23 protein-coding genes are annotated in these 24,465 nt (G+C 68.2%); all 23 read left to right on the forward strand.

Annotation, left to right across the window (positions count from 1 at the left end; all coding sequences use genetic code 11):
- The first annotated feature begins 61 nt into the window (after positions 1 to 61).
- A complete protein-coding gene (gene argS / locus ACFVVM_RS32250; RefSeq protein ID WP_387626053.1) occupies positions 62 to 1,720 on the forward strand; it encodes an arginine--tRNA ligase in 1,659 nt (552 codons plus the stop codon).
- 34 nt (positions 1,721 to 1,754) lie between these two features.
- Complete coding sequence (gene lysA / locus ACFVVM_RS32255; protein WP_387626055.1) at positions 1,755 to 3,176, forward strand: diaminopimelate decarboxylase; 1,422 nt, start codon at positions 1,755 to 1,757, stop codon at positions 3,174 to 3,176.
- Positions 3,173 to 4,525 carry a homoserine dehydrogenase gene (locus ACFVVM_RS32260; protein WP_387626057.1) on the forward strand — a complete coding sequence of 451 codons (1,353 nt, stop codon included), beginning with the start codon at positions 3,173 to 3,175 and terminating at the stop codon, positions 4,523 to 4,525. The genes lysA and ACFVVM_RS32260 overlap by 4 nt, the downstream gene beginning before the upstream one ends.
- Positions 4,522 to 5,616, forward strand: a complete 1,095-nt coding sequence (thrC, locus tag ACFVVM_RS32265) for a threonine synthase (protein WP_387626059.1) — start codon at positions 4,522 to 4,524, stop codon at positions 5,614 to 5,616. The genes ACFVVM_RS32260 and thrC overlap by 4 nt, the downstream gene beginning before the upstream one ends.
- A gap of 25 nt (positions 5,617 to 5,641) precedes the next feature.
- A complete protein-coding gene (gene thrB, locus ACFVVM_RS32270; RefSeq protein WP_387626061.1) occupies positions 5,642 to 6,568 on the forward strand; it encodes a homoserine kinase in 927 nt (308 codons plus the stop codon).
- A 344-nt stretch (positions 6,569 to 6,912) separates the two neighbouring features.
- Positions 6,913 to 8,991: a transcription termination factor Rho gene (rho, locus tag ACFVVM_RS32275; protein ID WP_387626063.1), complete on the forward strand. Its 2,079-nt coding sequence runs from the start codon at positions 6,913 to 6,915 to the stop codon at positions 8,989 to 8,991.
- 221 nt (positions 8,992 to 9,212) lie between these two features.
- On the forward strand, positions 9,213 to 9,446 hold the full coding sequence (gene rpmE / locus ACFVVM_RS32280; RefSeq protein WP_379310600.1) for a 50S ribosomal protein L31: 234 nt from the start codon (positions 9,213 to 9,215) through the stop codon (positions 9,444 to 9,446).
- Positions 9,447 to 9,540: 94 nt separating this feature from the next.
- Complete coding sequence (gene prfA / locus ACFVVM_RS32285; RefSeq protein WP_387626065.1) at positions 9,541 to 10,611, forward strand: peptide chain release factor 1; 1,071 nt, start codon at positions 9,541 to 9,543, stop codon at positions 10,609 to 10,611.
- A gap of 61 nt (positions 10,612 to 10,672) precedes the next feature.
- Positions 10,673 to 11,548: a peptide chain release factor N(5)-glutamine methyltransferase gene (gene prmC / locus ACFVVM_RS32290; protein ID WP_387626067.1), complete on the forward strand. Its 876-nt coding sequence runs from the start codon at positions 10,673 to 10,675 to the stop codon at positions 11,546 to 11,548.
- A gap of 334 nt (positions 11,549 to 11,882) precedes the next feature.
- Positions 11,883 to 12,548, forward strand: a complete 666-nt coding sequence (locus ACFVVM_RS32295) for an L-threonylcarbamoyladenylate synthase (RefSeq protein WP_387626069.1) — start codon at positions 11,883 to 11,885, stop codon at positions 12,546 to 12,548.
- Positions 12,549 to 12,561: 13 nt separating this feature from the next.
- Positions 12,562 to 13,692: an MraY family glycosyltransferase gene (locus ACFVVM_RS32300; RefSeq protein ID WP_387626071.1), complete on the forward strand. Its 1,131-nt coding sequence runs from the start codon at positions 12,562 to 12,564 to the stop codon at positions 13,690 to 13,692.
- A 19-nt stretch (positions 13,693 to 13,711) separates the two neighbouring features.
- On the forward strand, positions 13,712 to 14,179 hold the full coding sequence (locus ACFVVM_RS32305; RefSeq protein WP_387626073.1) for a hypothetical protein: 468 nt from the start codon (positions 13,712 to 13,714) through the stop codon (positions 14,177 to 14,179).
- Between the two features lie 285 nt (positions 14,180 to 14,464).
- On the forward strand, positions 14,465 to 15,319 hold the full coding sequence (gene atpB / locus ACFVVM_RS32310) for a F0F1 ATP synthase subunit A (protein WP_387626075.1): 855 nt from the start codon (positions 14,465 to 14,467) through the stop codon (positions 15,317 to 15,319).
- 79 nt (positions 15,320 to 15,398) lie between these two features.
- Positions 15,399 to 15,647 carry an ATP synthase F0 subunit C gene (locus ACFVVM_RS32315; RefSeq protein ID WP_056817903.1) on the forward strand — a complete coding sequence of 83 codons (249 nt, stop codon included), beginning with the start codon at positions 15,399 to 15,401 and terminating at the stop codon, positions 15,645 to 15,647.
- A 5-nt stretch (positions 15,648 to 15,652) separates the two neighbouring features.
- Positions 15,653 to 16,207, forward strand: coding sequence for a F0F1 ATP synthase subunit B (locus ACFVVM_RS32320; RefSeq protein WP_387626077.1), 555 nt, complete (start codon positions 15,653 to 15,655; stop codon positions 16,205 to 16,207).
- Between the two features lie 19 nt (positions 16,208 to 16,226).
- Positions 16,227 to 17,039, forward strand: coding sequence for a F0F1 ATP synthase subunit delta (locus ACFVVM_RS32325; RefSeq protein WP_387626079.1), 813 nt, complete (start codon positions 16,227 to 16,229; stop codon positions 17,037 to 17,039).
- Between the two features lie 64 nt (positions 17,040 to 17,103).
- Positions 17,104 to 18,744, forward strand: coding sequence for a F0F1 ATP synthase subunit alpha (gene atpA / locus ACFVVM_RS32330; protein ID WP_387626081.1), 1,641 nt, complete (start codon positions 17,104 to 17,106; stop codon positions 18,742 to 18,744).
- Positions 18,745 to 18,805: 61 nt separating this feature from the next.
- Positions 18,806 to 19,777, forward strand: coding sequence for a F0F1 ATP synthase subunit gamma (locus ACFVVM_RS32335; protein WP_071926672.1), 972 nt, complete (start codon positions 18,806 to 18,808; stop codon positions 19,775 to 19,777).
- A gap of 24 nt (positions 19,778 to 19,801) precedes the next feature.
- Entirely contained in the window at positions 19,802 to 21,244 is a 1,443-nt protein-coding gene (atpD, locus tag ACFVVM_RS32340) for a F0F1 ATP synthase subunit beta (RefSeq protein ID WP_071926673.1), read from the forward strand.
- Between the two features lie 6 nt (positions 21,245 to 21,250).
- Positions 21,251 to 21,646 carry a F0F1 ATP synthase subunit epsilon gene (locus tag ACFVVM_RS32345; RefSeq protein ID WP_387626084.1) on the forward strand — a complete coding sequence of 132 codons (396 nt, stop codon included), beginning with the start codon at positions 21,251 to 21,253 and terminating at the stop codon, positions 21,644 to 21,646.
- A gap of 173 nt (positions 21,647 to 21,819) precedes the next feature.
- Complete coding sequence (locus ACFVVM_RS32350; protein WP_387626086.1) at positions 21,820 to 22,248, forward strand: DUF2550 domain-containing protein; 429 nt, start codon at positions 21,820 to 21,822, stop codon at positions 22,246 to 22,248.
- A complete protein-coding gene (locus ACFVVM_RS32355; RefSeq protein ID WP_387626088.1) occupies positions 22,245 to 22,823 on the forward strand; it encodes a cob(I)yrinic acid a,c-diamide adenosyltransferase in 579 nt (192 codons plus the stop codon). The genes ACFVVM_RS32350 and ACFVVM_RS32355 overlap by 4 nt, the downstream gene beginning before the upstream one ends.
- A gap of 88 nt (positions 22,824 to 22,911) precedes the next feature.
- The gene (gene murA, locus ACFVVM_RS32360) at positions 22,912 to 24,192 is read left to right on the forward strand and encodes a UDP-N-acetylglucosamine 1-carboxyvinyltransferase (RefSeq protein ID WP_387626090.1); all 1,281 of its coding nucleotides are present in this window, start codon (positions 22,912 to 22,914) and stop codon (positions 24,190 to 24,192) included.
- The last annotated feature ends 273 nt before the right edge of the window (positions 24,193 to 24,465 follow it).

A 24,465-nucleotide genomic window follows, 5' to 3' on the forward strand; every position in this document is an offset into this window, starting at 1 on the left:
CGGTGGTGTTCGTGGCGGGCGGTCGTGGTTGCGAGGGGCCCAGCCAATAGGATAGAGACTCGTGACTCCAGCTGACCTTGCAGATCTCCTTCGCGCCACTGCGGCGAAGGTGCTTGTCGACCGTGGACTGGACTCGTCGGTCCTGCCGGAGCAGGTCACAGTGGAGCGTCCGCGTAACCCCGAACACGGCGACTATGCCACGAATGTGGCCATGCAGGTGGCCAAGCGGGTCGGAACCAACCCCCGTGAGCTGGCGGGCTGGCTGGCCGAGGCGCTCGCCGCCACCGACGGGATCGACGCCGCCGATGTCGCGGGCCCCGGCTTCCTCAACATCCGCCTCGCCGCCTCGGCGCAGGGCGCGATCGTGGCCCAGATCCTGGCCGCCGCGCAGAGCTACGGCACCGGTTCCACGCTGACCGGCACGAAGATCAACCTGGAATTCGTCTCCGCCAACCCGACCGGCCCGGTCCACCTCGGTGGCACCCGCTGGGCCGCGGTCGGCGACGCGCTGGGCCGCATCCTGGCCGCCGAGGGCGCCGAGGTGACCCGCGAGTACTACTTCAACGACAACGGCGCGCAGATCGACCGCTTCGCGAACTCCCTGGTCGCGGCCGCGCTCGGCGAGCCGACCCCCGCCGACGGTTACGCGGGCGAGTACATCAAGGAGATCAGCGCGAGCATCGTCGCCGCGCATCCCGACGTGCTGAGCCTGCCCGAACAGCAGCGGCACGAACTGTTCCGCCGCGAGGGCGTCGAGCAGATGTTCGCCCAGATCAAGCAGGATCTGCACGATTTCGGCACCGACTTCGACGTGTACTTCAACGAGAGCTCGCTGTTCGCCTCCGGCGCGGTCGAGCAGGCCGTCGAGCAGCTGAAGAACTCGGGCAACCTGTACGAGAAGGACGGCGCCTGGTGGATCGCGTCCACCGAGTTCGGTGACGACAAGGACCGCGTCGTCCTCAAGAGCGACGGCAACGCCGCCTACATCGCCGGTGACATCGCCTACTTCCAGAACAAGCGCTCGCGCGGGTTCGACCTGGCCATCTACATGCTCGGCGCCGACCACCACGGCTACATCGGCCGGTTGAAGGCCGCCGCGGCCGCCTTCGGCGACAACCCGGACACCGTCGAGGTGCTGATCGGGCAGATGGTGAACCTGGTCCGCGACGGCAAGGCCGTCAAGATGAGCAAGCGCGCCGGCACCGTGGTGACCCTCAACGACCTGGTCGAGGCCATCGGCGTCGACGCCTCGCGCTACGTGCTGGTGCGCTCGTCGGTGAACTCGAGCATCGACATCGACCTCGACCTGTGGACGAAGGCGAGCAGCGAGAACCCCGTCTACTACGTGCAGTACGCGCACGCGCGCACCTGCCGGATCATCGACAACGCCAAGGCCTTCGGATTCGACGCTGTCGCACCGGATTTCGCGCTGCTGAACTCCGATCGCGAAGGCGATCTGATCCGCACCCTCGGTGATTTCCCGCGCGTGGTCGCCACCGCCGCCGACACCCGTGAACCGCACCGCATCGCCCGCTACCTCGAGGAACTGGCCGGGGTCTACCACCCGTTCCAGTCCGACGACGACATGCGCGTGCTGCCCAAGGGCGACGACGCCGTCACCCCGCTCAACGCGGCCCGGCTGGAACTGGTGCGGGCCACCCGCCAGGTGCTGGCCAACGGCCTCGGCCTGCTGGGCGTGAGCGCACCGGAGCGCATGTGAGCGCCCACCGACTTTCCAGGAAGGACGCACCGAAATGAGTGCACACCCGGCCGGTCCCCGGCACGCGGAGATCCCGCACGCGCCCAGCTTGGCCGAGCGCCCGACCGATCCCGCCGAGATGATCGACCTGCCCGCCCACGTGTGGCCGCGCAACGCCACCCGCGCCGACGACGGCGTGGTCGCGCTGGCAGGCGTGCCGGTCACCGAGCTGGCAGCGCAGTACGGCACCCCGCTGTTCGTGATCGACGAGGACGATTTCCGCTCGCGCTGCCGCGACATGGTGCGCGCGTTCGGGCCGAACGCGCGCGTGCACTACGCGTCCAAGGCGTTCCTGTGCGGCGAGATCGCGCGCTGGATCCGTGACGAGGGCCTCTCGCTCGACGTCTGCTCCGGCGGCGAGCTGGCCGTGGCGCTGCACGCCGGTTTCCCGGCCGAGCGCATCGCCCTGCACGGCAACAACAAGTCGGTGCCCGAGCTCGAGGCGGCCGTCGCGGCCGGGGTCGGGCACGTGGTCGTCGACTCGCTCTACGAGATCGAGCGGCTCGAAGCCGTCGCCGGTGCCGCGGGCGTGGTCCAGGACGTGCTGGTCCGGGTCACCGTCGGCGTCGAGGCGCACACCCACGAGTACATCTCCACCGCCCACGAGGACCAGAAGTTCGGCTTCTCGATCGCCGGTGGCGACGCCATGGAGGCCCTGGCCCGGGTCTTCGAGGCCGACAACCTGCGCCTGGTCGGCCTGCACAGCCACATCGGCTCGCAGATCTTCGAGATCGACGGCTTCGAGATCGCCGCGCGCCGCATGCTCGCCCTGCTGCGCGAGGCCATCGACAAGTTCGGCATCGAGCGCACCGCGCAGATCTCCACCCTGGATCTGGGCGGCGGCCTCGGCATCTCCTACCTGCCCAGCGACAACCCGCCCCCGCTCGACGAGTTCGCCGCCAAGCTGCGCGGCCTGGTCGCCGCCGAGGCCGCCCGCGCGGGGCTGCCCGAGCCGACCATCGCCGTCGAGCCGGGTCGCGCCATCGCCGGTCCCGGCACCGTCACCCTCTACGAGGTCGGCACCATCAAGGACGTCGAGCTCGACGGTGGCGCGCGTCGTCGCTACGTCAGCGTGGACGGCGGGATGAGTGACAACATCCGTCCCGCCCTGTACCAGGCCGACTACGATTGCCGTCTGGTCTCGCGGTCCTCCGACGCGCACGCCGTGGTGGCGCGCGTGGTCGGAAAGCATTGCGAGAGTGGCGACATCGTCATCCGCGATACCTGGATGCCCGCCGACGCGGGCCCGGGTGACCTGGTCGCCGTCGCGGCGACCGGCGCGTACTGCTATTCGATGTCGAGCCGCTACAACCAGCTCACCCGGCCCGCCGTGGTCGCGGTGCGTGACGGTGTGTCGCGGTTGATTCTGCGCCGGGAAACGGTGGCGGACCTGCTCAGCCTGGAGGTGGAAGAATGACGGTCAACAACGGAGTCAGTGACGCGGGGCGACCCCTCGGCGTCGCCGTGCTCGGGATGGGCACCGTGGGCACCGAGGTGGTCCGGGTACTGCGTGAGCACGCCGAGGACCTGCGCTCGCGGGTCGGCGCGCCGCTGGTGCTGCGCGGTGTCGCCGTGCGTGATCTGAGCAAGGACCGTGGCCTGCCCGCCGAACTGCTCACCACCGACGCCGAGGCGCTCGTCGCCCGTGCCGATGTCGACCTGGTCGTCGAGGTCATGGGCGGGATCGATCCGGCCCGCGAGCTGATCGGCGCGGCGCTGACTGCGGGCAAGTCCGTCGTCACCGCCAACAAGGCGCTGCTGGCCGACTACACCGGCGAACTGGCCGCCGCCGCCGAGCGCAGCCGTGCCGACCTGTACTTCGAGGCCGCTGTCGCCGGTGCCATCCCGGTGGTGCGCCCGCTGATCCAGTCGCTCTCGGGTGACCGGGTGAACAAGGTCGTCGGCATCGTCAACGGCACCACCAACTTCATCCTCTCCGCGATGGACGAGACCGGCGCCGCCTACGACGACGTGCTCGCCGAGGCGACCGACCTCGGTTACGCCGAGGCCGACCCGACCGCCGACGTCGAGGGCTACGACGCCGCCGCCAAGGCCGCCATCCTGGCCTCGCTGGCCTTCCACACCCGGGTGACCGCGGCCGATGTGTACCGCGAGGGCATCACCAAGATCACCGCCGAGGACCTGGAGACCGCCTCGGCCGTCGGCTGCACGGTCAAGCTGCTCGCCATCTGCGAGCGCGTCCCGTCCGGTCCGGGCGAGCCCAGCTCCGCCGAGGGTGGCAAGGACCGCGTCTCGGTGCGCGTCTACCCCGCGCTCATCCCGCGCAAGCACCCGCTGGCCTCGGTGAACGGCGCGTTCAACGCCGTCGTGGTCGAGGCCGACAACGCCGGTCGCCTGATGTTCTACGGACAGGGTGCCGGTGGCGCGCCGACCGCGTCGGCCGTGCTCGGCGATCTGGTGATGGCCGCGCGTAACAAGTTCTACGGTGGCCGGGCCCCCGGCGAATCGGTTTATGCTGAACTGCCGATCGCGCCGATCGGTGACACCCCCACCCGCTACCACGTGAACCTGCAGGTGGAGGACCGCCCCGGCGTGCTCGCCGCGGTCGCGGGAGAGTTCGCCCAGCACGGCGTGAGCATCTCCACCGTGCGTCAGCAGGGTCACGGCGACGGCGCCCGGCTCGTCGTCGTCACCCACCATGCGGTGGAGTCGTCGCTGGCCGATACTGTCGCGGCACTGGCCGAAATGGACTCCGTCACCTCCGTGACCAGCGTCCTCAGACTGGAAGGCACAGAAGAATCATGAGTACCACTGGCATCGCCCCCCAAGCCGGTGTGCATTCCCGCTGGCCCGGCCTGATCGCGGCCTACCGCGATCGGCTCGAAGGCGCGGCGAACTGGGAGCCGGTCACCCTCTTCGAGGGCGGCACCCCGCTGGTCCCCGCGACGCACCTGTCCGAGCTCACCGGATGCGAGGTGTACCTCAAGGTCGAGGGCGCCAACCCGACCGGTTCGTTCAAGGACCGCGGCATGACCATGGCGATGACCGACGCCAAATACCGCGGTCAGAAGGCCGTGCTGTGCGCCTCCACCGGCAACACCTCGGCCTCGGCCGCCGCCTACGCCACCCGCGCGGGCATGGAGTGTGCGGTGCTGATCCCGCAGGGCAAGATCGCCATGGGCAAGCTGGCCCAGGCCGTCATGCTCGGCGCCAAGATCATCCAGGTCGAGGGCAACTTCGACGACTGTCTCGAGCTGGCCCGCAAGGTCACCTCCGACTTCCCCGAGGTCGGCCTGGTGAACTCGGTGAACCCGGCGCGCATCGAGGGCCAGAAGACCGCGTCGTTCGAGATCTGCGACGTCCTGGGCAAGGCGCCCGACGTGCACGTGCTGCCGGTGGGCAACGCGGGCAACATCACCGCCTACTGGCGCGGCTACCGCGAGTACTACGCCGACGGCATCACCTCGGTGCTGCCGCGCATGCTCGGCGTGCAGGCCGCCGGTGCGGCCCCGCTGGTCAACGGCGCGCCGGTGAAGGACCCCGAGACCATCGCCACCGCCATCCGGATCGGCGCCCCCGCGTCGTGGAACGGCGCGATGGAGGCCAAGGAGCAGTCCGGTGGCGCCTTCCGCGCGGCCACCGACGAGGAGATCCTGGCCGCCTACCGCCTGGTCGCCGCCACCGAGGGCGTGTTCGTCGAGCCCGCCTCGGCCGCGAGCGTGGCCGGACTGCTGGCCGCCCGCAAGGAAGGCTGGCTGGATTCGGGCCTGACCGTGGTCTGCACCGTGACCGGCAACGGTCTCAAGGACCCCGACAACGCCCTGGCCGGGATGCCCGAGGTCAAGCCGATCGCCGTCGACCCGGTGGCCATCGCCCACGAACTCGAGCTGGCCTGAGTTGAGCGCACGCGAGAGCAGGCTGATGACTGCCACCCTGCCCGCCGGTCTCGAAGTGACCGTGCGCGTTCCGGCCTCCACGGCCAACCTCGGACCCGGATTCGACTGCCTGGGAATGGCATTGGGCCTCTACGACGAGATCGTGGTGCGCACCAGCGAATCGGGGCTCGACATCCGGGTCGAGGGTGAGGGCGCCGACGACGTGCCATGGGGCCCAACGCATCTGGTCGTCCGGGCGATCGAGCGCGGGCTCGAATCGCTCGGCGTCTGGGCCGACGGCCTCGACGTGGTGTGCCGCAACGTGATTCCGCATTCGCGTGGACTCGGTTCCAGCGCGTCCGCGGTGGTCGGCGGCCTGGCCGCCGGTGCCGGGCTGGCCGCGAAGTTCGATCCGGCCCTGTGCCTGGACAGCGACCGCCTCGTGCAGCTGGCCTCGGAATTCGAGGGCCACCCCGACAACGCCGCCGCCAGCGTGCTCGGCGGAATCGTCGTGTCGTGGACCGAGAACGACGCCGACCAGAACCGCGCCTACCGGGCCGTGCGGCTGACCCCGGCCGAGGAACTGCGCCCGGTGGTGCTGATTCCGCAGGAACGCTCGTCCACCGCGCACACCCGCGGGCTGCTGCCCGAGCAGGTGCCCCACGGCGACGCGGCGTTCAACGTGAGCCGGGCGGCGCTGGCCGTCGTCGCGCTGACCGAGCGTCCCGATCTGCTGATGCCCGCCACCGCGGATCGGCTGCACCAGACCCAGCGTGCCCCCGCGCTACCGCTCACCACGGCGTGGATCGAGCGGCTGCGCGCGGCGGGCATCGCGGCGACGGTCTCGGGTGCCGGTCCGACCATTCTCGCGCTCGCGACCGCGGAATTCCCCGATGACCTGCGTAAACAGGCCGAGGAAGACGGTCTGCGCGTGCTCGAGCCCGGTATCGCCGACGGGGTGGCGATCGACTGACGGCGTGCCTGCCTTGCCGTTGTTCACAATGGGCAGCTATTCTGGGCAAGTCCGTACATCGTGCGCATCAGACGCCGGTGCTTCATCAGGGCAATCGCTCCAGCAGGTTCCAGGCTCGAGCCTCCAGGCCATGGAGGTGCTGCGACGCCGAGAAGCCGCGCAACTGGAATGATCTCTCCTCACCACTGTCTTCTGGTGGCGGGCGAAGCCTCCGGTCCGGCGGGGCGGGTAGTACGGCACAGGCGTCCTGTTGGGCGCATAATCCGAGCTCGGCACACGTTGCCGGGTCTGCGGAACGAACCCTCGAATCAGCACACGGCATTCGAGGGAAGGAAAGGACTTCCGTGACAGATACGGACCTGCTCGCGACACCCGGGGTGGAATCCAACCCTACGAACTCGGGCGGCCGCGAAAGTGAATCCGGACAGATTTCGAAAATGAGCGAAAAAACCGACGTCGCACGATCGGGGCTGACTGGAATGCTGTTGCCGCAGTTGCGCGCATTGGCGGGGGAGCTCGGTATCCGAGGCACCTCCGGAATGCGTAAGGGCGATCTCATCGCCGCTATCAAGGAGAACCAGGCCGGTGCGCCCGCCAAGGCGGACAAGCCCGCCGAGGCCGCCGCCGTGACGGCCGAAGCGCCCGCCAAGGCCGAAGCGCCCGCGAAGACGGAAGCGCCCGCCAAGGCGGAGAAGCCGGCCAAGGCCGAGAAGGCCGCGCCCGCCGAGAAGCCGGCGGCCGAGGTCGAGACCGCGCCGCCCGCGCAGGCCAAGACCGAGGTCAAGACCGAGCAGGTCAAGGCCGATGCCCCCGCCGAATCCGGCGAGGATTCCGGACGCGAGAGCGGCCAGCGTGGCCGTGGCAGGCAGCGTCGTGGTCGCGACCAGGCCCGTTCCGGTGGTGGCGAGAACGCCCCCGCCGAGAACCGTGGCGAGGAGACCAAGCAGGCCGACCGGTCCGACAAGACCGAGGGTGGCGAGCAGGGCGAGCGCAGGCGCGAGCGCGGTGACCGCAACAGCGGCGACCGTGGCGACCGCTCCGGCGGCGAGCGCGGTGAGCGTTCCGGCGGCGACCGTAATCAGAACGAGCGCAACCAGAACCAGAACGGCAGCGGCGGCGGCAATCGCGGTCCCCGCGACGATCGCGGTGGTGACGACGAGGAAGGCGGCCGCGGTCGCCGGGGTCGCCGGTTCCGTGAGCGTCGTCGTGGTCGCGACCGCGACGGTGCCACCGGTGGCGGTGGCAACGAGGCCCGCGACTTCGAGATCCGCGAGGACGATGTCCTGCAGCCGGTCGCCGGCATTCTCGACGTGCTCGACAACTACGCGTTCGTGCGGACCTCCGGCTACCTGGCCGGCCCGAACGACGTGTACGTGTCGATGAACCTGGTCCGCAAGAACGGCCTGCGCCGCGGTGACGCCATCACCGGTGCGGTCCGCGCACCGCGCGACGGCGAGCAGAGCAACCAGCGCCAGAAGTTCGACCCGCTGGTTCGCCTCGACACCGTCAACGGCGGTGAGGTCGACGCGGCCAAGCGCCGTCCCGACTTCCAGAAGCTGACCCCGCTCTACCCGAACCAGCGCCTGCGTCTGGAAACGACGCAGAACAAGCTGACCACGCGCGTGATCGACCTGATCATGCCGATCGGCAAGGGCCAGCGCGCGCTGATCGTGTCCCCGCCCAAGGCGGGCAAGACCACGATCATGCAGGACATCGCGAACGCGATCGCGATCAACAACCCTGAGTGCTACCTCATGGTCGTCCTGGTCGACGAACGTCCCGAAGAGGTCACCGACATGCAGCGTTCGGTGAAGGGTGAGGTCATCGCCTCCACCTTCGACCGGCCGCCGGGCGACCACACCTCCGTCGCCGAGCTCGCCATCGAGCGCGCCAAGCGACTGGTGGAGATGGGCAAAGACGTTGTGGTGCTGCTCGACTCGATCACCCGATTGGGCCGTGCGTACAACAACTCCTCACCCGCCTCGGGCCGCATCCTCTCCGGTGGTGTCGACTCGACCGCGCTGTACCCGCCCAAGCGGTTCCTCGGCGCGGCGCGCAACATCGAGAACGGTGGCTCGCTCACCATCATCGCCACGGCGATGGTGGAGACCGGTTCCACCGGCGACACGGTGATCTTCGAGGAGTTCAAGGGCACCGGCAACGCCGAGCTCAAGCTCGATCGCAAGATCGCCGAGCGGCGCGTGTTCCCCGCGGTGGACATCAACCCGTCGAGCACCCGCCACGACGAACTGCTGCTCTCGCCCGACGAGATGGCGGTCGTGCACAAGCTGCGGCGCGTGCTGTCCGGGCTGGATTCGCACCAGGCGATCGATCTGCTGATGGATCGTCTGAAGAAGTCGAAGAACAACCTCGAGTTCCTGATGACGGTCTCCAAGACCGCGCCGGGCGCGATCGAGGACTGATTTCCGGATCGGGAAGGGAAGGGCTCCGCTGCGGCGGGGCCCTTTCCGTTTGCCGGGAACAATCGCCGGGTAGGGGGTGTTCTCAGGGGTGCGGTCGGATCTGGCATACTGGACCGCTGTGTGTCTGCGAGTTCGCAGACATCCCGCCTAGTCGGTTCCGGTTCACGCATTCCACGCTTCCAGTGGCGTGCGACCCGGCGACCATTATCGAGAGGACGCCCATGAAGGCAGGAATCCACCCCACGTATGTCGACACCACCGTTGTGTGTGGTTGCGGCAACACCTTCCAGACTCGCTCCACCAAGGAGTCCGGCCAGATCACCGTCGAGGTCTGCTCGCAGTGCCACCCGTTCTACACCGGCAAGCAGAAGATCCTCGACACCGGCGGCCGCGTGGCTCGCTTCGAGGCCCGCTACGGCAAGCGCGCCGGCAAGAAGGCCGACGCCGACAGCTAGTCGCCTCCCCCGACGCCCGGTTCTGCACTCGCAGACCGGGCGTCGGTGGTTTCTCTACCGAGGTCTTCGCCCGCCACACCCTAAGGAAACTCACGTGACGCAACCGTCCGCCATCGACGACATCCTTGCCGAGTACGCGGGCCTGGAATCGCAGCTGGCCGATCCGTCGCTGCACAACGACGCGGGTGCGGCGCGGCGGGTGGGCAAGCGGTTCGCCGAGCTGGCGCCCGTGATGAGCACCTACCGCAAGCTGGAAGCGGTGCGCGACGATCTCGAGGCCGCCCGCGAGCTGGCCGCCGACGATGCCGCGTTCGCCGCCGAGGTGCCCGATCTGGAAGCGCAGTTGCTCGAGCTCGAGCAGGCGCTGGCCGATCTGCTCGCCCCGCGCGACCCGCACGACGGCGACGACGTGGTGCTCGAGGTGAAGTCCGGCGAGGGCGGCGAGGAGTCGGCGCTGTTCGCGGCCGATCTGGCACGCATGTACGTGCGCTATGCCGAGCGGCACGGCTGGAAGGTGGAGACACTCGACGTCACCTATTCCGACCTGGGCGGATACAAGGACGCGACGCTGTCGATCAAGAGCAAGGACGCCGCACGCGACGGCGTGTGGTCGCGCTTCAAGTTCGAGGGCGGCGTGCACCGGGTGCAGCGCGTGCCGGTGACCGAGTCGCAGGGCCGCATCCACACCTCCGCGGCGGGCGTGCTGATCTACCCCGAGCCCGACGAGGTCGAGCAGGTGCAGATCGACGAGACCGACCTGCGCATCGATGTCTACCGGTCCTCCGGCAAGGGCGGTCAGGGCGTCAACACCACCGACTCCGCCGTCCGCATCACCCATCTGCCCTCCGGCATCGTGGTGACCTGCCAGAACGAGCGCTCCCAGCTGCAGAACAAGGCCCGCGCGATGCAGGTGCTGGCGGCCCGGCTGCAGGCACTCGCCGAGGAACAGGCCGAGCAGGAGGCCGCGGCGGGCCGCGCCAGCCAGATCCGCACGGTCGACCGCTCCGAGCGCATCCGTACCTACAACTTCCCGGAGAACCGGATCGCCGATCACCGCATCGGCTTCAAGTCGCACAATCTCGACGCCGTCCTCGACGGGGACATGGACGCGCTGCTCGACGCGCTCGGCAAGGCCGACCGCGAAGCGCGGATGGCAGCCGAGTAACCGGCATGTCCGAGCAGCATTCGGCGGTGGCGGCCCACCCGCGCACATCGGCGCGGCGCGCGTGACCGAGCGTGTTCGCCTGCGGCCCCTGATCACCGCCGCCGCCGTGCGGCTGGCGGACTCCGGGGTGGCCTCGCCGCTGCCCGACGCCGAGCAGCTGGCCGCGCACGTCCTCGGCGTCGATCGGATGCGCTTGGCGCTGCATCCGATGATCGAGGCGGACGAGGCGGCCCGGTTCGCCGAGCTGGTCGACCGTCGCGCGGCGCGAATTCCGTTGCAGCACTTGACCGGAACCGCGGCCATGGGCGAGATCGACCTCGCCGTCGGTCCCGGGGTGTTCGTCCCGCGCCCGGAGACCGAACTGCTCTTCGCGTGGGCGCTGGCCCGTCTGGAGACCCTCGGCCACGCGCACCGGCCGCTCGTGGTCGACCTGTGCACCGGATCGGGCGCCCTGGCCCTCGCCATCGCCCACGCCCGCCCCGACGCCGACGTCCACGCCGTCGAACTCGACCGCGACGCCCTGCGCTGGGCCCGGCGCAATGCCGAGGCGCGCGCCGCCGACGGCGACACCCCCATCACCCTGCACCACGACGACGTCACCGACCCGTTCGTGGTCTCCGAACTCACCGCGCGCGCCGACCTGGTCGTCGCCAATCCGCCCTACATCCCCGACGCCGCCGCGCTCGACCCCGAGGTCACCGACCACGATCCCCACCGGGCGCTCTTCGGCGGCCCGGACGGCCTCGACGTCATCCGCGCGATGATCCCGAACATCACCCGCCTGCTCCGCCCCGGCGGCGCCACGGCCATCGAACACGACGACACCAACGGCGGGGGAGTGGCGGCCCTCCTGACTGCCGCGGGCCTGACCGAGGTCATCGAACATCCGGACCTCGCGGGCAAGCCCCGGTTCGTCACCGCGCACCGCGACCGCTGACCGCCCCGCGGCTCGGCCGCCGCGCGACTTGCCGCACCTCCCGGCGGCGCGGCCCGCTGCCTCGTCGCCCGCCCCTGGCAAACGTCGCCCGCCGCGCATTTGTCGTGGACCCGGCGACCCGGGCGACAACTCGATCACCCAGCACACCCCGAGCATCCGGCCGATCTCCTGAGCTGGTGCGCGCCGGGGAAGCCCGGCGGGGACGCCCAAAAGTCCCCCCAGAATCGGTCAGTGGCTCGAGAGCTAGACTCTTGCCGCAACCCGACATCCCGCAAGAGTCGTGTGGGGTCGCGGACAAGCCAGGCAAAGAATCGCGGAGAGGCGGAACAACGCTGTGAGTACCGTCTACGACTGTGCGGAACCGGCGTCTCGTGCTGCGGGAATCACCGCGGCGACCAGTGCGCTGAAGTCGGGTCGATTGGTCGTCATGCCCACCGACACCCTCTACGGCCTGGCCGCCGATGCCTTCGACTCCTCCGCGGTGGCCGATCTGCTGGCCGCCAAGCGGCGCGGTCGCGACATGCCGGTGCCGGTGCTGGTCGGCTCGTGGCACACCATCGACGGTCTGGTGTTCTCGGTGCGCCCGCAGGCGCGCGAGCTGATCCGGGCGTTCTGGCCGGGCGCGTTGAGCCTCGTCGTGCAGGCCGCGCCGTCGCTGGCCTGGGATCTCGGTGACACCAGGGGCACCGTCATGCTGCGGATGCCGCTGCACCCGGTGGCGTTGGAACTGCTGCGTGAGGTGGGCCCGCTGGCGGTCTCGAGCGCCAATGTGTCGGGTCAGCCGCCGGCGAGCACCGCCGAGCAGGCGCGCGAGCAGCTGGGTTCGCTGGCGAGTGTGTACCTCGACGGCGGACCGGCCGAGCACGCGGTGGCCTCGACCATCGTCGATCTGACCGCGGACCAGCCGCGGGTGCTGCGCGAGGGTGCGGTGCCGGTGGCCGATATCGCGGAGGTCCTCGGCATGGTGCCCGATGCCCTGATCAGCCCCGCCCAGCGGTGATCGCACGCATCCGATGAGCACGGTCGTCCCCCTGCGCGAGCTCGTGCTCGTGCTGCTCGTCTCGGCCACGGTGACCTTCCTGGCCACCGGCGGTGTCCGGATCCTCGCCATCGGTTTCGGCGCGGTCGCCGTACCGCGTGAACGCGATGTGCACGTGAAGCCGATTCCGCGGATGGGCGGTGTCGGCATGTATGTCGGCGTCGTCGCCGCGATCCTGTTCGCACACCAATTGCCCGCGCTGCGCCGCGGTTTCGATTACGCGCCCGATATTCCGGCGGTCCTGGTGGCGGCGACCATCATCGTGCTCGTCGGCATCGTCGACGACCGGTGGGGACTGGACGCGCTCACCAAATTCGCGGGCCAGGTGACCGCGGCGGGCGTCATGGCCGTGATGGGCCTCGCCTGGTACGTGATCTACGACCCGTTCAACGACACCACCGTGGTGCTCGACGCGCTCCAGGGCGGTCTGGTGACGGTGGGAATCACCGTCACCCTGGTGAACGCGATGAACTTCGTCGACGGTCTGGACGGCCTCGCGGCGGGCCTCGGATTGATCTGCGCCATCGCCGTTTTCGTGTTCTCCGTGGGTTTGCTCTACGACCAGGGCGGCTCGGTGGACACCTATCCGCCCGCGCTGCTCGCCGCCGCGCTGGCCGGTGCGTGCCTCGGATTTCTTCCGCACAATTTCTCACCCGCCCGAATCTTCATGGGCGATACCGGCTCGATGATGATCGGTTTGATGCTGGCCGCGGTTTCCACCGGCGCCTCCGGCCGAATTCCGCTGCAGGGCTACGGCCCGCGCGACATTGTCGGTTTGCTCTCGCCGCTGTTGCTGGTGGGAGCGGTGATGTTCATTCCGGTGCTCGATCTGTTGCTCGCGATCGTGCGCCGCGTACGCGCGGGCGTGAGTTTTTCCACACCGGACAAAATGCATCTGCATCACCGTTTGCTGCAGATCGGACATTCGCAGCGCCGCGTCGTTCTGCTGATCTATTTGTGGGTCGGCGTACTCGCCTTCGGCGCGGTGGGAACATCACTGATGGATCGCCGGATCGTGGTGTTGCTGGTCGCGGGTGGATTGGTGTTCGCGCTGGTAGTGACCGCGATCCCATCCATGCGCAGGCCGGAGTCGGCCAATCGTTGAACACCGGCCGCAAGGTAAAGTGCGGCCCGTGAGCTCTACACCCGAAACCGTGCCAGGTTCTGACGCCCCGTTGCGCGCCGCGCTGCGCTACGGCCTGATCGGCCTCGGCGTGCTCGTGGTCGCCTCGGTGGCGATCGCCACCCTCGTGGCAGGGATGCCCGGCCTGTGGGGTGCGCTGCTCGGCGCGGCCATCGGCGGCGGATTCATCCTCACGACCGTCGTGTCCGTACTGCTCGGCGCCAAGCTGCCGCCGCAGATGGCCGGGATGGTCCTGCTGGTCAGCTGGGTCGCCAAGTTACTGGTGGTACTGGTGATCGTCGCCGTGCTCAACCAGTTCGACTTCTACAGCAGGCCCGCGCTGTTCTTCACCGTGGTGGGGGCCCTGCTGATCGTTCTCGGCGCCGAGACCTACGGTGTCGTGAGCCAGAAGGTGCCGTACGTGACGACACGCGCGGGAGACGGGGAAACGGCTTCCGAGCAGGAATAACCCCACCCAGCTACGCACTGTCGTAGATAGCTTGGTAAAGTCTTGGTAAGCAAGCACCCAAGCTAGGGGCGCGGTCCGACAACTCAGGGCTATGCCTCGGGTTACCAGGGGGGATCACCAAGATCCCACCCAGTGCCGCTATGCTTACTGCCGATCCGGGTGGAATGTGCCCGGTTGAAGCATGTCGACGATGTCGCCGACGCCCGAACAGCAGTCGTTACGGGTTACACCGTACGAGCCGCTGTCGAATTTCGAGCCGACCAGAGTCGACCCCATTGATCGTCAATGTCCGATCGAACCGCGGGAATGACCGTCGTACCCGCGGCCCGAACACGGGAGAGAACGCTGAGCGTCATCACTTTGGCGGCGGGCGAGTTCCACGCGCCATCGCTGTCCGACTTCTTCCCTCCAGCAGTGCTGTTCGAGGGTACGCCGTTCGAACTCGATCGCCTGATGCTGGTCCGGCTCCTGATGACCGCCGTCGTGGTGATCGTCTTCGTGCTGGCTTTCCGCTCACCGAAGATCGTGCCGCGCGGCCTGCAGAACGTGATGGAAGCCGGTGTGGTTTTCGTCAAGGAGCAGATCGCCGAGGAGGTCCTCGGTAAGGAAATGGGCAAGAAGTTCCTGCCCCTCATCGCGACGATCTTCTTCACGGTTCTCTTTCTGAACTTCTCCGGTGTGATTCCGGGATTGAACATCTCGTCGAACGCGCGCATCGGTATGCCGATCGTCCTGGCCGCGATCGTCTACATCGCCTACAACTACGTCGGCATCAAGAAGTACGGCTTCTTCTCGTACATGCGCCACAGCATCGTCGTTCCCGACGTGCCGGTCGCCCTGCACGTGCTGCTGATCCCGATCGAGTTCATCTCGACGTTCATCCTGCGGCCGTTCACGCTGACCGTGCGACTCATGGCCAACATGCTGGCCGGTCACATCATGCTGGTGCTGTTCTTCAGCGCGACGTGGTTCTTCCTGTTCGACGCCACGGCGTGGATGAAGGTCTTCTCGCCCTTCTCGCTGCTCGCCGGCATCGGCTTCACGCTGTTCGAGCTGCTGGTCATCTGCCTGCAGGCCTACGTCTTCGCGCTGCTGACCGCCGTGTACATCGGCCAGTCGCAGCACGCCGCCGACCACTGATCCAACCGAAACCACACCTACCGGAAACCTGCTACACGCGCCGACCGGCGGGTGAGCAACAGAAAGGGAAAGAAGACTCATGAGCCTCGCTTACCTGGCCCAGGAAGCCGCGACCACCGAGAGCACCTTCAAGGGCTTCGGCGCGATCGGCTACGGTCTCGCTGCGATCGGCCCCGGCATCGGCGTCGGCATCGTCGTCGGTAAGGCCATCGAGGGCATCGCGCGTCAGCCCGAGCTGTCCGGCCAGATCCGTACCACCATGTTCCTCGGTATCGCGTTCACCGAGGCCCTGGCGCTGATCGGCCTCGTCGCCGGCTTCATCTTCTGATTCCGATGCGCGAATTCATCACGCTCGCCGCAGAGGGAGAGGATGTGAATCCCCTCCTCCCCGCAACGTACGACATCGTCTGGTCGATCGTCTGTGTCGCCGTCATCGGCGTGCTCTTCTGGAAATACGTGATCCCGCGTGTGACCAAGACACTCGAAGAGCGCACGGACAAGATCGAAGGCGGTATCGCCAGGGCCGAAGCCGCCCAGGCCGAGGCACAGCAGACGCTGCAGCAGTACCAGCAGCAGCTGGCCGACGCCCGGCTCGAGGCCGCTCGTATCCGCGAGGATGCGCGCACCCAGGGCCAGCAGATCCTCGCGCAGATGCGCACGGATGCCCAGGCCGAAAGCGATCGAATCATCGCCGCCGGTCATTCCCAGCTGGAAGCCCAGCGCCAGCAGATCCTGACCGAGCTGCGTACCGAGGTCGGCCGCACGGCCGTCGACCTGGCCGAGAAGATCATCGGCCAGTCTGTCTCGGACGAGGCCAAGCAGGCGGCGTCGATCGACAAGTTCCTCAGCGAACTCGACGACACCGATGCCATCGGGGTCGGAAGGTAGCGACGCGAAAGTGAGAAGCATGTACGCAGCGAGCCGTGAGGCCAGCTCCCGGTCCCGGGAGGCGCTTCGGGCCGCTCTGACCGGAAGCGAAACTGTTGCGGCCACAACGGGGTCGGAACTGTTCGCCGTTGTCGCCGTGCTGGACGACCAGCGTTCGCTGCGTGTGGCGCTCGCGGACGTGTCGGTGCCGGGTTCGGTACGCGCTGAACTCAGTGAGCGGATCTTCGGCGGCAAGGTCAGCGCTGCCACGCAGGCAGTGCTGACCACCGCGGTGGCCCAGAACTGGTCGCGCACCCGGGATCTGGTCGACACCCTGGTACTGCTCGGGCAGGAGGCTCTGCTGGAGTCGGCCGCCGACGGTGGCCGGCTGGACGCGGTGGAGGACGAGCTGTTCCGGCTCGGCCGGATCATCGCCGACAACCCGCAGCTCGAGCAGGCACTGTCCGACCACGGCAAGCCCGCCTCGGCGCGGCGCGAGCTGATCGAACGGCTGCTCAACGGCAAAGCCGAACCGATCACCACGACGCTGGCCGAGCAGGCGGTGGCCCGGCAACGGACCAACAACATCGGCGTCGCCTTCGACGCCCTGTCCGATCTGGCGGCGGCCCGTCGTGACCAGATCGTCGCCCATGTGCACGCCGCGGTCGAGCTGACCGGCCCGCAGAAGGAGAAGCTCGCGGCTTCCCTGCAGCGGATCTACGGCAAGGCGGCCACCGTGCACGTGCAGGTCGACCCGACGCTGCTGAGCGGCGTCGTCGTCCGCGTCGGAGACGACGTGATCGACGGCAGCGCCACCGGCCGACTGGAGAAGCTGCGCCGGGCGCTGTCCTGACGGACACCCACGCGGCCTTCCTCCAACCCCCGACATTCGAGACCACAGCGAGAGCAGGAACAACATGGCGGAGCTGACGATCTCCTCCGACGAGATCCGTAGCGCGATCGAGAGCTACACCCAGAGCTACACCCCGGAAACCTCCATCGAAGAGGTCGGCGTCGTGACCGATACCGGCGACGGTATCGCCCACATCAGCGGCCTGCCCTCGGCGATGGCCAACGAGCTGCTCGAGTTCCCGGGCGGCGTCCTGGGCGTCGCGCTGAACCTCGAGGACACCGAGATCGGTGCCGTCATCCTCGGCGAGTACGCCTCGCTCGAGGAGGGCCAGCAGGTCCGCCGCACCGGCGACGTGCTGTCGGTTCCCGTCGGTGACAAGTTCCTCGGTCGCGTCGTCAACCCGCTCGGCCAGCCGATCGACGGCCTGGGCGAGATCGAGTCCGAAGAGCGCCGCGTGCTGGAGCTGCAGGCCGCGACCGTGCTGGAGCGTCAGCCGGTCGAGGAGCCGCTGGCCACCGGCATCACCGCGATCGACGCGCTGACCGCCATCGGCCGCGGCCAGCGTCAGCTGATCATCGGCGACCGCAAGACCGGCAAGACCGCCGTCGCGATCGACGCGATCCTGAACCAGAAGGCGAACTGGGAGACCGGCGACCCGAACAAGCAGGTTCGCTGCATCTACGTCGCCATCGGCCAGAAGGGTTCCACCATCGCGGGCGTCAAGTCCGCCCTGGAGGAGCACGGCGCGCTGGAGTACACCACCATCGTCGCGGCCCCGGCCTCCGATTCCGCCGGCTTCAAGTGGCTGGCCCCCTACACCGGTTCGGCCATCGGCCAGCACTGGATGTACCAGGGCAAGCACGTCCTCATCGTGTTCGACGACCTGACCAAGCAGGCCGAGGCGTACCGCGCCATCTCGCTGCTGCTGCGTCGCCCGCCGGGCCGCGAGGCCTACCCCGGTGACGTCTTCTACCTGCACTCCCGTCTGCTGGAGCGTTGCGCGAAGCTGTCCGACGAGATGGGCGCGGGCTCGATGACGGGTCTGCCGATCATCGAGACCAAGGCCAACGACGTCTCGGCGTTCATCCCGACCAACGTCATCTCCATCACCGACGGCCAGGTCTTCCTCGAGTCCGACCTGTTCAACAAGGGCGTCCGCCCGGCGATCAACGTCGGTACCTCGGTCTCCCGTGTCGGTGGCGCCGCGCAGACCAAGGCCATGAAGAAGGTCGCCGGTTCGCTGCGTCTGGAAATGGCCCAGTACCGCGAGCTGGAGGCGTTCTCCGCCTTCGCCTCCGACCTCGACGCCGCCTCGCTGGCGCAGCTCGAGCGCGGTGCCCGCTGGGTGGAGCTGCTCAAGCAGAACCAGTACTCCCCGGTCTCGGTCGAGGATCAGGTCGTCTCGATCTTCCTGGTCGACTCCGGCTACTACGACACCGTGCCGGTCGCCGACGTGCGCCGCTTCACCGCCGAGCTGCTCGAGTACCTGCACGGTGCCACGCAGAGCTCGTTCGACGCGCTCGAGGGTGGCGCCAAGCCGCTCGCCGGTGAGGCCGCCGACGCGATCAAGTCCGAGACCGACAACTTCAAGCAGGGCTTCCTGGCTTCCGACGGCAGCCGCATCGTGAACGAGGCCGCCGCGGGCGAGCTCGCCCATGAAGAGGTCGAGTCGCTGTCGGTCACCCGCAAGCACGTCGAGAAGTAAGCCGGGCAGAAACCATGTCGGCATTTTCCGATCAAGCGAATGAGGGGAGTGTGAACCGCTGATGGCAAGCTTGCGTGAATTGCGCTCCCGCATTCGTGGTGTGAATTCGATCAAGAAGATCACCAAGGCCCAGGAACTGATCGCGACCTCGCGAATTTCCAAGGCCCAGGCCAGGGTTGCGGCTGCCAAGCCGTACGCGGAGGAGATCACCAAGGTCCTCGGCGAACTGGCGAGCGCGTCGAAGAACCTGTCGCACCCGCTGCTGACCGAGCGTCCCGACGCCCGGCGGGCCGCCGTCCTGGTCATCACCAGTGACAGCGGCATGTGCGGTGGCTACAACTCGAACGTGCTCAAGCGCGCCGAGGAGCTCATGACCACCCTGCGCGGCGACGGCAAAGAGCCGGTGCTGTACGTGATGGGCAACAAGGGACTCGGGTACTACAAGTTCCGCAGCCGCCCGTTCGTGGCGTCGTGGACCGGCTTCTCCCAGCAGCCGACCTACGTCGACGCCTCGGCGGCGTGCAACCACCTGGTCGAGGCCTTCATGGCCGGTTCCGAGGGCGAGGTCTCCTCGCCCGACGGTTCGGCCACCGTGCAGGGCGTCGACGAGTTGCACATCGTGTACACCCGGTTCGTCTCGATGCTGACCCAGACCCCGGAGGTGCGCCGCCTGGCGCCGATCCAGGTCAGCTTCGTCGACGAGAGCTTGAAGCTCGGCGACGGCATGCTCGAGGACACCCCGGACGTGGTCGTCACGGCTCAGTACGAGTTCGAGCCGGACGCCGACGTGCTGCTGGGGGCTCTGCTCCCCAAGTACGTCAACACCCGGATCTACGCATCGTTGCTCGAGGCAGCGGCATCCGAGTCCGCGGCTCGGCGCACCGCAATGAAGGCCGCCACCGACAACGCCAACGAGCTCGCCAGCGGGCTCCAGCGCGAGGCGAACTCGGTGCGTCAGGCCCAGATCACGCAGGAAATCAGCGAAATCGTCGGCGGCGTCAACGCGCTGGCGTCGAGCTCGGACCGCGACTAGAAGCGCAGGAAGAGAACCAACGAAATGACCGCAGCTGTCACACAAGACGCGAAGACCGGCGCCGCCGTAGGCCGCGTCGTCCGTGTCATCGGCCCCGTGGTGGACATCGAGTTCCCGCGCGGCGCCATCCCCGCTCTGTTCAACGCACTGCATGCCGAGATCGCTCTCGCCTCGGTGGCCAAGACGCTGACGCTCGAGGTCGCCCAGCACCTCGGCGACAACATCGTGCGCACCATCTCGATGCAGCCGACCGACGGCCTGGTCCGTGGCGCGAGCGTCACCGACACCGGCAAGCCGATCTCGGTGCCCGTCGGTGACATCGTCAAGGGCCACGTGTTCAACGCCCTCGGCGACTGCCTCGACACCCCGGGTCTCGGCCGCGACGGCGAGAACTGGGGCATCCACCGCAAGCCCCCGAGCTTCGATCAGCTCGAGGGCAAGACCGAGATCCTCGAGACCGGCGTCAAGGTCATCGACCTGCTGACCCCGTACGTCAAGGGCGGCAAGATCGGTCTGTTCGGTGGTGCCGGTGTCGGCAAGACCGTGCTGATCCAGGAGATGATCACCCGTATCGCTCGCGAGTTCTCCGGCACCTCGGTGTTCGCGGGCGTCGGTGAGCGTACCCGTGAGGGCACCGACCTCCGCCTGGAAATGGAAGAGATGGGCGTCCTCCAGGACACCGCCCTCGTCTTCGGCCAGATGGACGAGCCGCCGGGCACGCGTATGCGCGTGGCCCTGTCCGCGCTGACCATGGCGGAGTACTTCCGCGATGTCCAGCACCAGGACGTGCTGCTCTTCATCGACAACATCTTCCGCTTCACCCAGGCCGGCTCCGAGGTCTCGACCCTGCTGGGTCGTATGCCTTCCGCCGTGGGTTACCAGCCGACGCTGGCGGATGAGATGGGTGAGCTCCAGGAGCGCATCACCTCGACCCGTGGTCGCTCGATCACCTCGCTGCAGGCGATCTACGTCCCCGCCGACGACTACACCGACCCGGCGCCGGCGACCACCTTCGCCCACCTGGATGCGACGACCGAGCTCTCCCGCCCGATCTCGCAGAAGGGCATCTACCCGGCCGTCGACCCGCTGACCTCGACCTCTCGTATCCTCGAGGCGTCGATCGTCGGCGACCGGCACTTCGCGGTGGCCAACGAGGTCAAGCGGATCCTGCAGAAGTACAAGGAACTGCAGGACATCATCGCCATCCTCGGCATGGACGAGCTCTCCGAGGAGGACAAGGTCCTCGTCGGTCGCGCCCGTCGCCTGGAGAAGTTCCTCGGCCAGAACTTCATCGTGGCCGAGAAGTTCACCGGTCAGCCGGGCTCGGTCGTGCCGCTGGAGCAGACCATCGACGACTTCGATCGGGTCTGCAAGGGCGAGTTCGACCACTTCCCGGAGCAGGCGTTCAACTCCTGCGGTGGTCTCGACGACGTCGAGGCAGCCGCGAAGAAGATCGCCGGAAAGTAGTCACCCATGGCGACTGAGTCCAATCAGAGGACCATCACGGTCGATCTGGTCGCGGTCGAGCGTGAGATCTGGTCCGGCCAGGCCACGTTCGTGAGCGCGCAGACCACCGAGGGTCAGATCGGCATCATGGCGGGCCATGAGCCGCTGCTCGGTCAGCTCGTCGAGGGCGGCACGGTGTCCATCGTGCCGACCGAGGGCGAGCGGATCGTCGCCGCGGTGCACGGCGGCTTCTTCTCGGTGACCGCCGACACCGTGCGCGTGCTGGCCGAGTCGGCCCAGCTCGCGGGCGAGGTCGACGTCGAGGCGGCCCGCAAGGTGCTCGCCGACGGCGAGGCCACCGAGGTGGAGCTGCGTGCCGCGCAGGCCCAGGTCCGCGCGGTCGAGGCGACCATCACCACCTGATCGCGGGTAATCCGAGACTGTAGGCGGCGAACTCCGGTTCGCCGCCTACAGTCGTTTTCGTGGGTCGATGACCGATCCCGGCGATATGGGCCGGACCGGTCGTGATTGAATGTCGGAGCGGGGGTGTCTTCGACACCGGCAGAGCGAAAGGGCGTACGGCATTGCAGACCGGGATGGTTCTCCTGATCATTCTGGTGCTGACGCTCGTGTTCGTGGCCGGTGCTTCGACCTATCGCCTGCTGATGCTGCGCCGCGGCGGCACGGCCGCGCTGCTGCGGGTACTGCCCGCGCGCGGTGGCCACGGCTGGCGGCACGGTCTCATCCGCTACGAGGAGGACCGCCTGGTCTTCTTCAAATTGACCAGCCTCAAGCTCGGCCCGGACAGCACCGTGCACCGGCAGGGCCTCGAGATAGTCGAACGAAGGGCGCCCCAGGGCGACGAATTCGACATCATGAGCGAAGGCATCGTGGTGGTGGCCGTCACCGATCCGCACGCCGGCTTCGAGCTGGCACTCGACCGCGGATCGATGGCGGCTTTTCTGTCCTGGGTGGAGTCGCGACCCTCCGATCGCGCCCGCCGAACCCGAGGAGGTCCGGCGTGAGCGTCCACCTGACCAAGATCTACACCCGCACCGGCGACGACGGCACGACCGGCCTGAGCGATTTCTCCCGGGTGGCCAAGACCGACCCCCGGCTGGTCGCCTACGCCGACTGCGACGAAGCCAATGCCGCGCTCGGCGTCGCGGTGGCGCTCGGCGCGCCCGCGCCCGAGGTGCTCGCCGTGCTGCGCCAGATCCAGAACGACCTGTTCGACGCGGGCGCCGACCTGTCCACCCCGGTGGTCGAGGAACCGAAGTACCCGCCGCTGCGCATCACCCAGCCCTACATCGACCGGCTGGAGCAGTGGTGCGACGAGTTCAACGAGGGCCTGGCCCCGCTGAATTCGTTCATCCTGCCCGGCGGCACGCCGATTGCCGCGCTGTTGCACACTGCCCGCACCGTGGTCCGGCGCGCCGAGCGATCGGCCTGGTCCGCGGTCGAGGCGCACCCCGACGACACCAGCGTGCTCCCGGCGAAATACCTCAACCGCCTGTCGGACCTGCTGTTCATCCTGAGCAGGGCCACCAATCCCGACGGGGATGTGCTGTGGCAGCCCGGCGGCGGACGCGAACGCTGAAAGCGACTCGGTACCGCCAGAATCGGTCGGATCCGTCTTATTGGTGGCAGGGGGCGTGTCGTGGCGCCTCGGTCGATAAGCTGGCGGGGTGAGCGAACGGTTTCTGGTCTCCGGCGGTAATCAGCTCGTCGGCGAGGTCGCGGTCGGCGGCGCGAAGAACAGTGTGCTGAAGCTGATGGCCGCCGCGTTGCTGGCCGAGGGTACGACCACCATCACCAACTGCCCGGACATCCTCGATGTCCCGCTGATGGCGGAGGTGCTGCGCGGTCTCGGCTGCGATGTGACGATCTCCGACGACGCGAGTGGCGATCGCTCGGTGGTGACGATCGTGACCCCGCCCGAGCCCAAATACCACGCGGACTTCCCGGCGGTGACCCAGTTCCGCGCCTCGGTGTGTGTGCTCGGTCCGCTGATGGCCCGGTGCAAGCGCGCGGTCGTCGCCCTGCCCGGCGGCGACGCGATCGGCTCGCGGCCACTGGACATGCACCAGGCGGGCCTTCGCCTGCTCGGCGCGACCAGCGAGATCGAGCACGGGTGCGTCGTCGCCCGCGCCGACGAACTGCGCGGCGCCCGGATCCGGCTGGACTTCCCGTCGGTCGGCGCGACCGAGAACATCCTGATGGCCGCGGTCCTGGCCGAGGGCGAGACGGTCATCGACAACGCGGCGCGCGAGCCCGACATCGTCGACCTGTGCACCATGCTCGTACAAATGGGTGCGCGGATCGACGGTGCCGGTTCCTCGGTGCTCACCGTGCAGGGCGTGAAGAGCCTCTCGCCCACCACCCACCAGGTGATCGGCGACCGCATCGTCGCCGCGACCTGGGGGATCGCCGCGGCGATGACCACCGGTGACATCCGGGTCACCGGGGTGAACCCCAAGCACCTGGCCCTGGTGCTGGACAAGCTGCGCTCGGCGGGCGCGCGAATCTCCTACGAGCCCAACGGTTTCCGTGTCGTGCAGCCCGAGCGTCCGCGCGCGGTGAACTTCGCGACCCTGCCGTTCCCCGGTTTCCCCACCGACCTGCAGCCGATGGCGATCGGCCTGGCCGCCATCGCCGACGGCACCTCGATGATCACCGAGAACGTCTTCGAGGCGCGGTTCCGTTTCGTGGAGGAGATGATCCGCCTCGGCGCCGATGCCCGCACCGATGGTCACCACGCCGTGGTCCGCGGGATCCCGCGGCTGTCGAGCGCGCCGGTCTGGTCCTCCGACATTCGCGCCGGCGCCGGCCTGGTGCTGGCCGGCCTCGTCGCGGACGGCGTCACCGAAGTGCACGACGTCTTCCACATCGACCGCGGCTACCCGAAGTTCGTCGAGCAGATGCAGGCGCTCGGTGGACGAGTCGAACGGGTCGATGCGCCGAAATAGGGCCCTGACCAGGCGATTTGACTTTGCTTTTGGCGGCACGTAACTTTATTCAAGTCAGAGCGACACGGACACCGACCCGGCCACTGGGTGGCAGGGAAACGAGGTAGGACGATGAGCGCCTGACTGATCATGTGTTCAGGGTCATCGAGCCGGGATTTGCTTCTGGTGGATGGTCTGGGCTACAGTACGAACCCTTGCCTCACCGAAACCCCAACGACTTGTTTGTGGGTGGAAGTGTGTGCGTGTGTTCTTTGAGAACTCAATAGTGTGTCG

Origin of the sequence: Nocardia sp. NPDC058176, assembly GCF_042883805.1 — a bacterium.
Lineage (GTDB): Bacteria > Actinomycetota > Actinomycetes > Mycobacteriales > Mycobacteriaceae > Nocardia.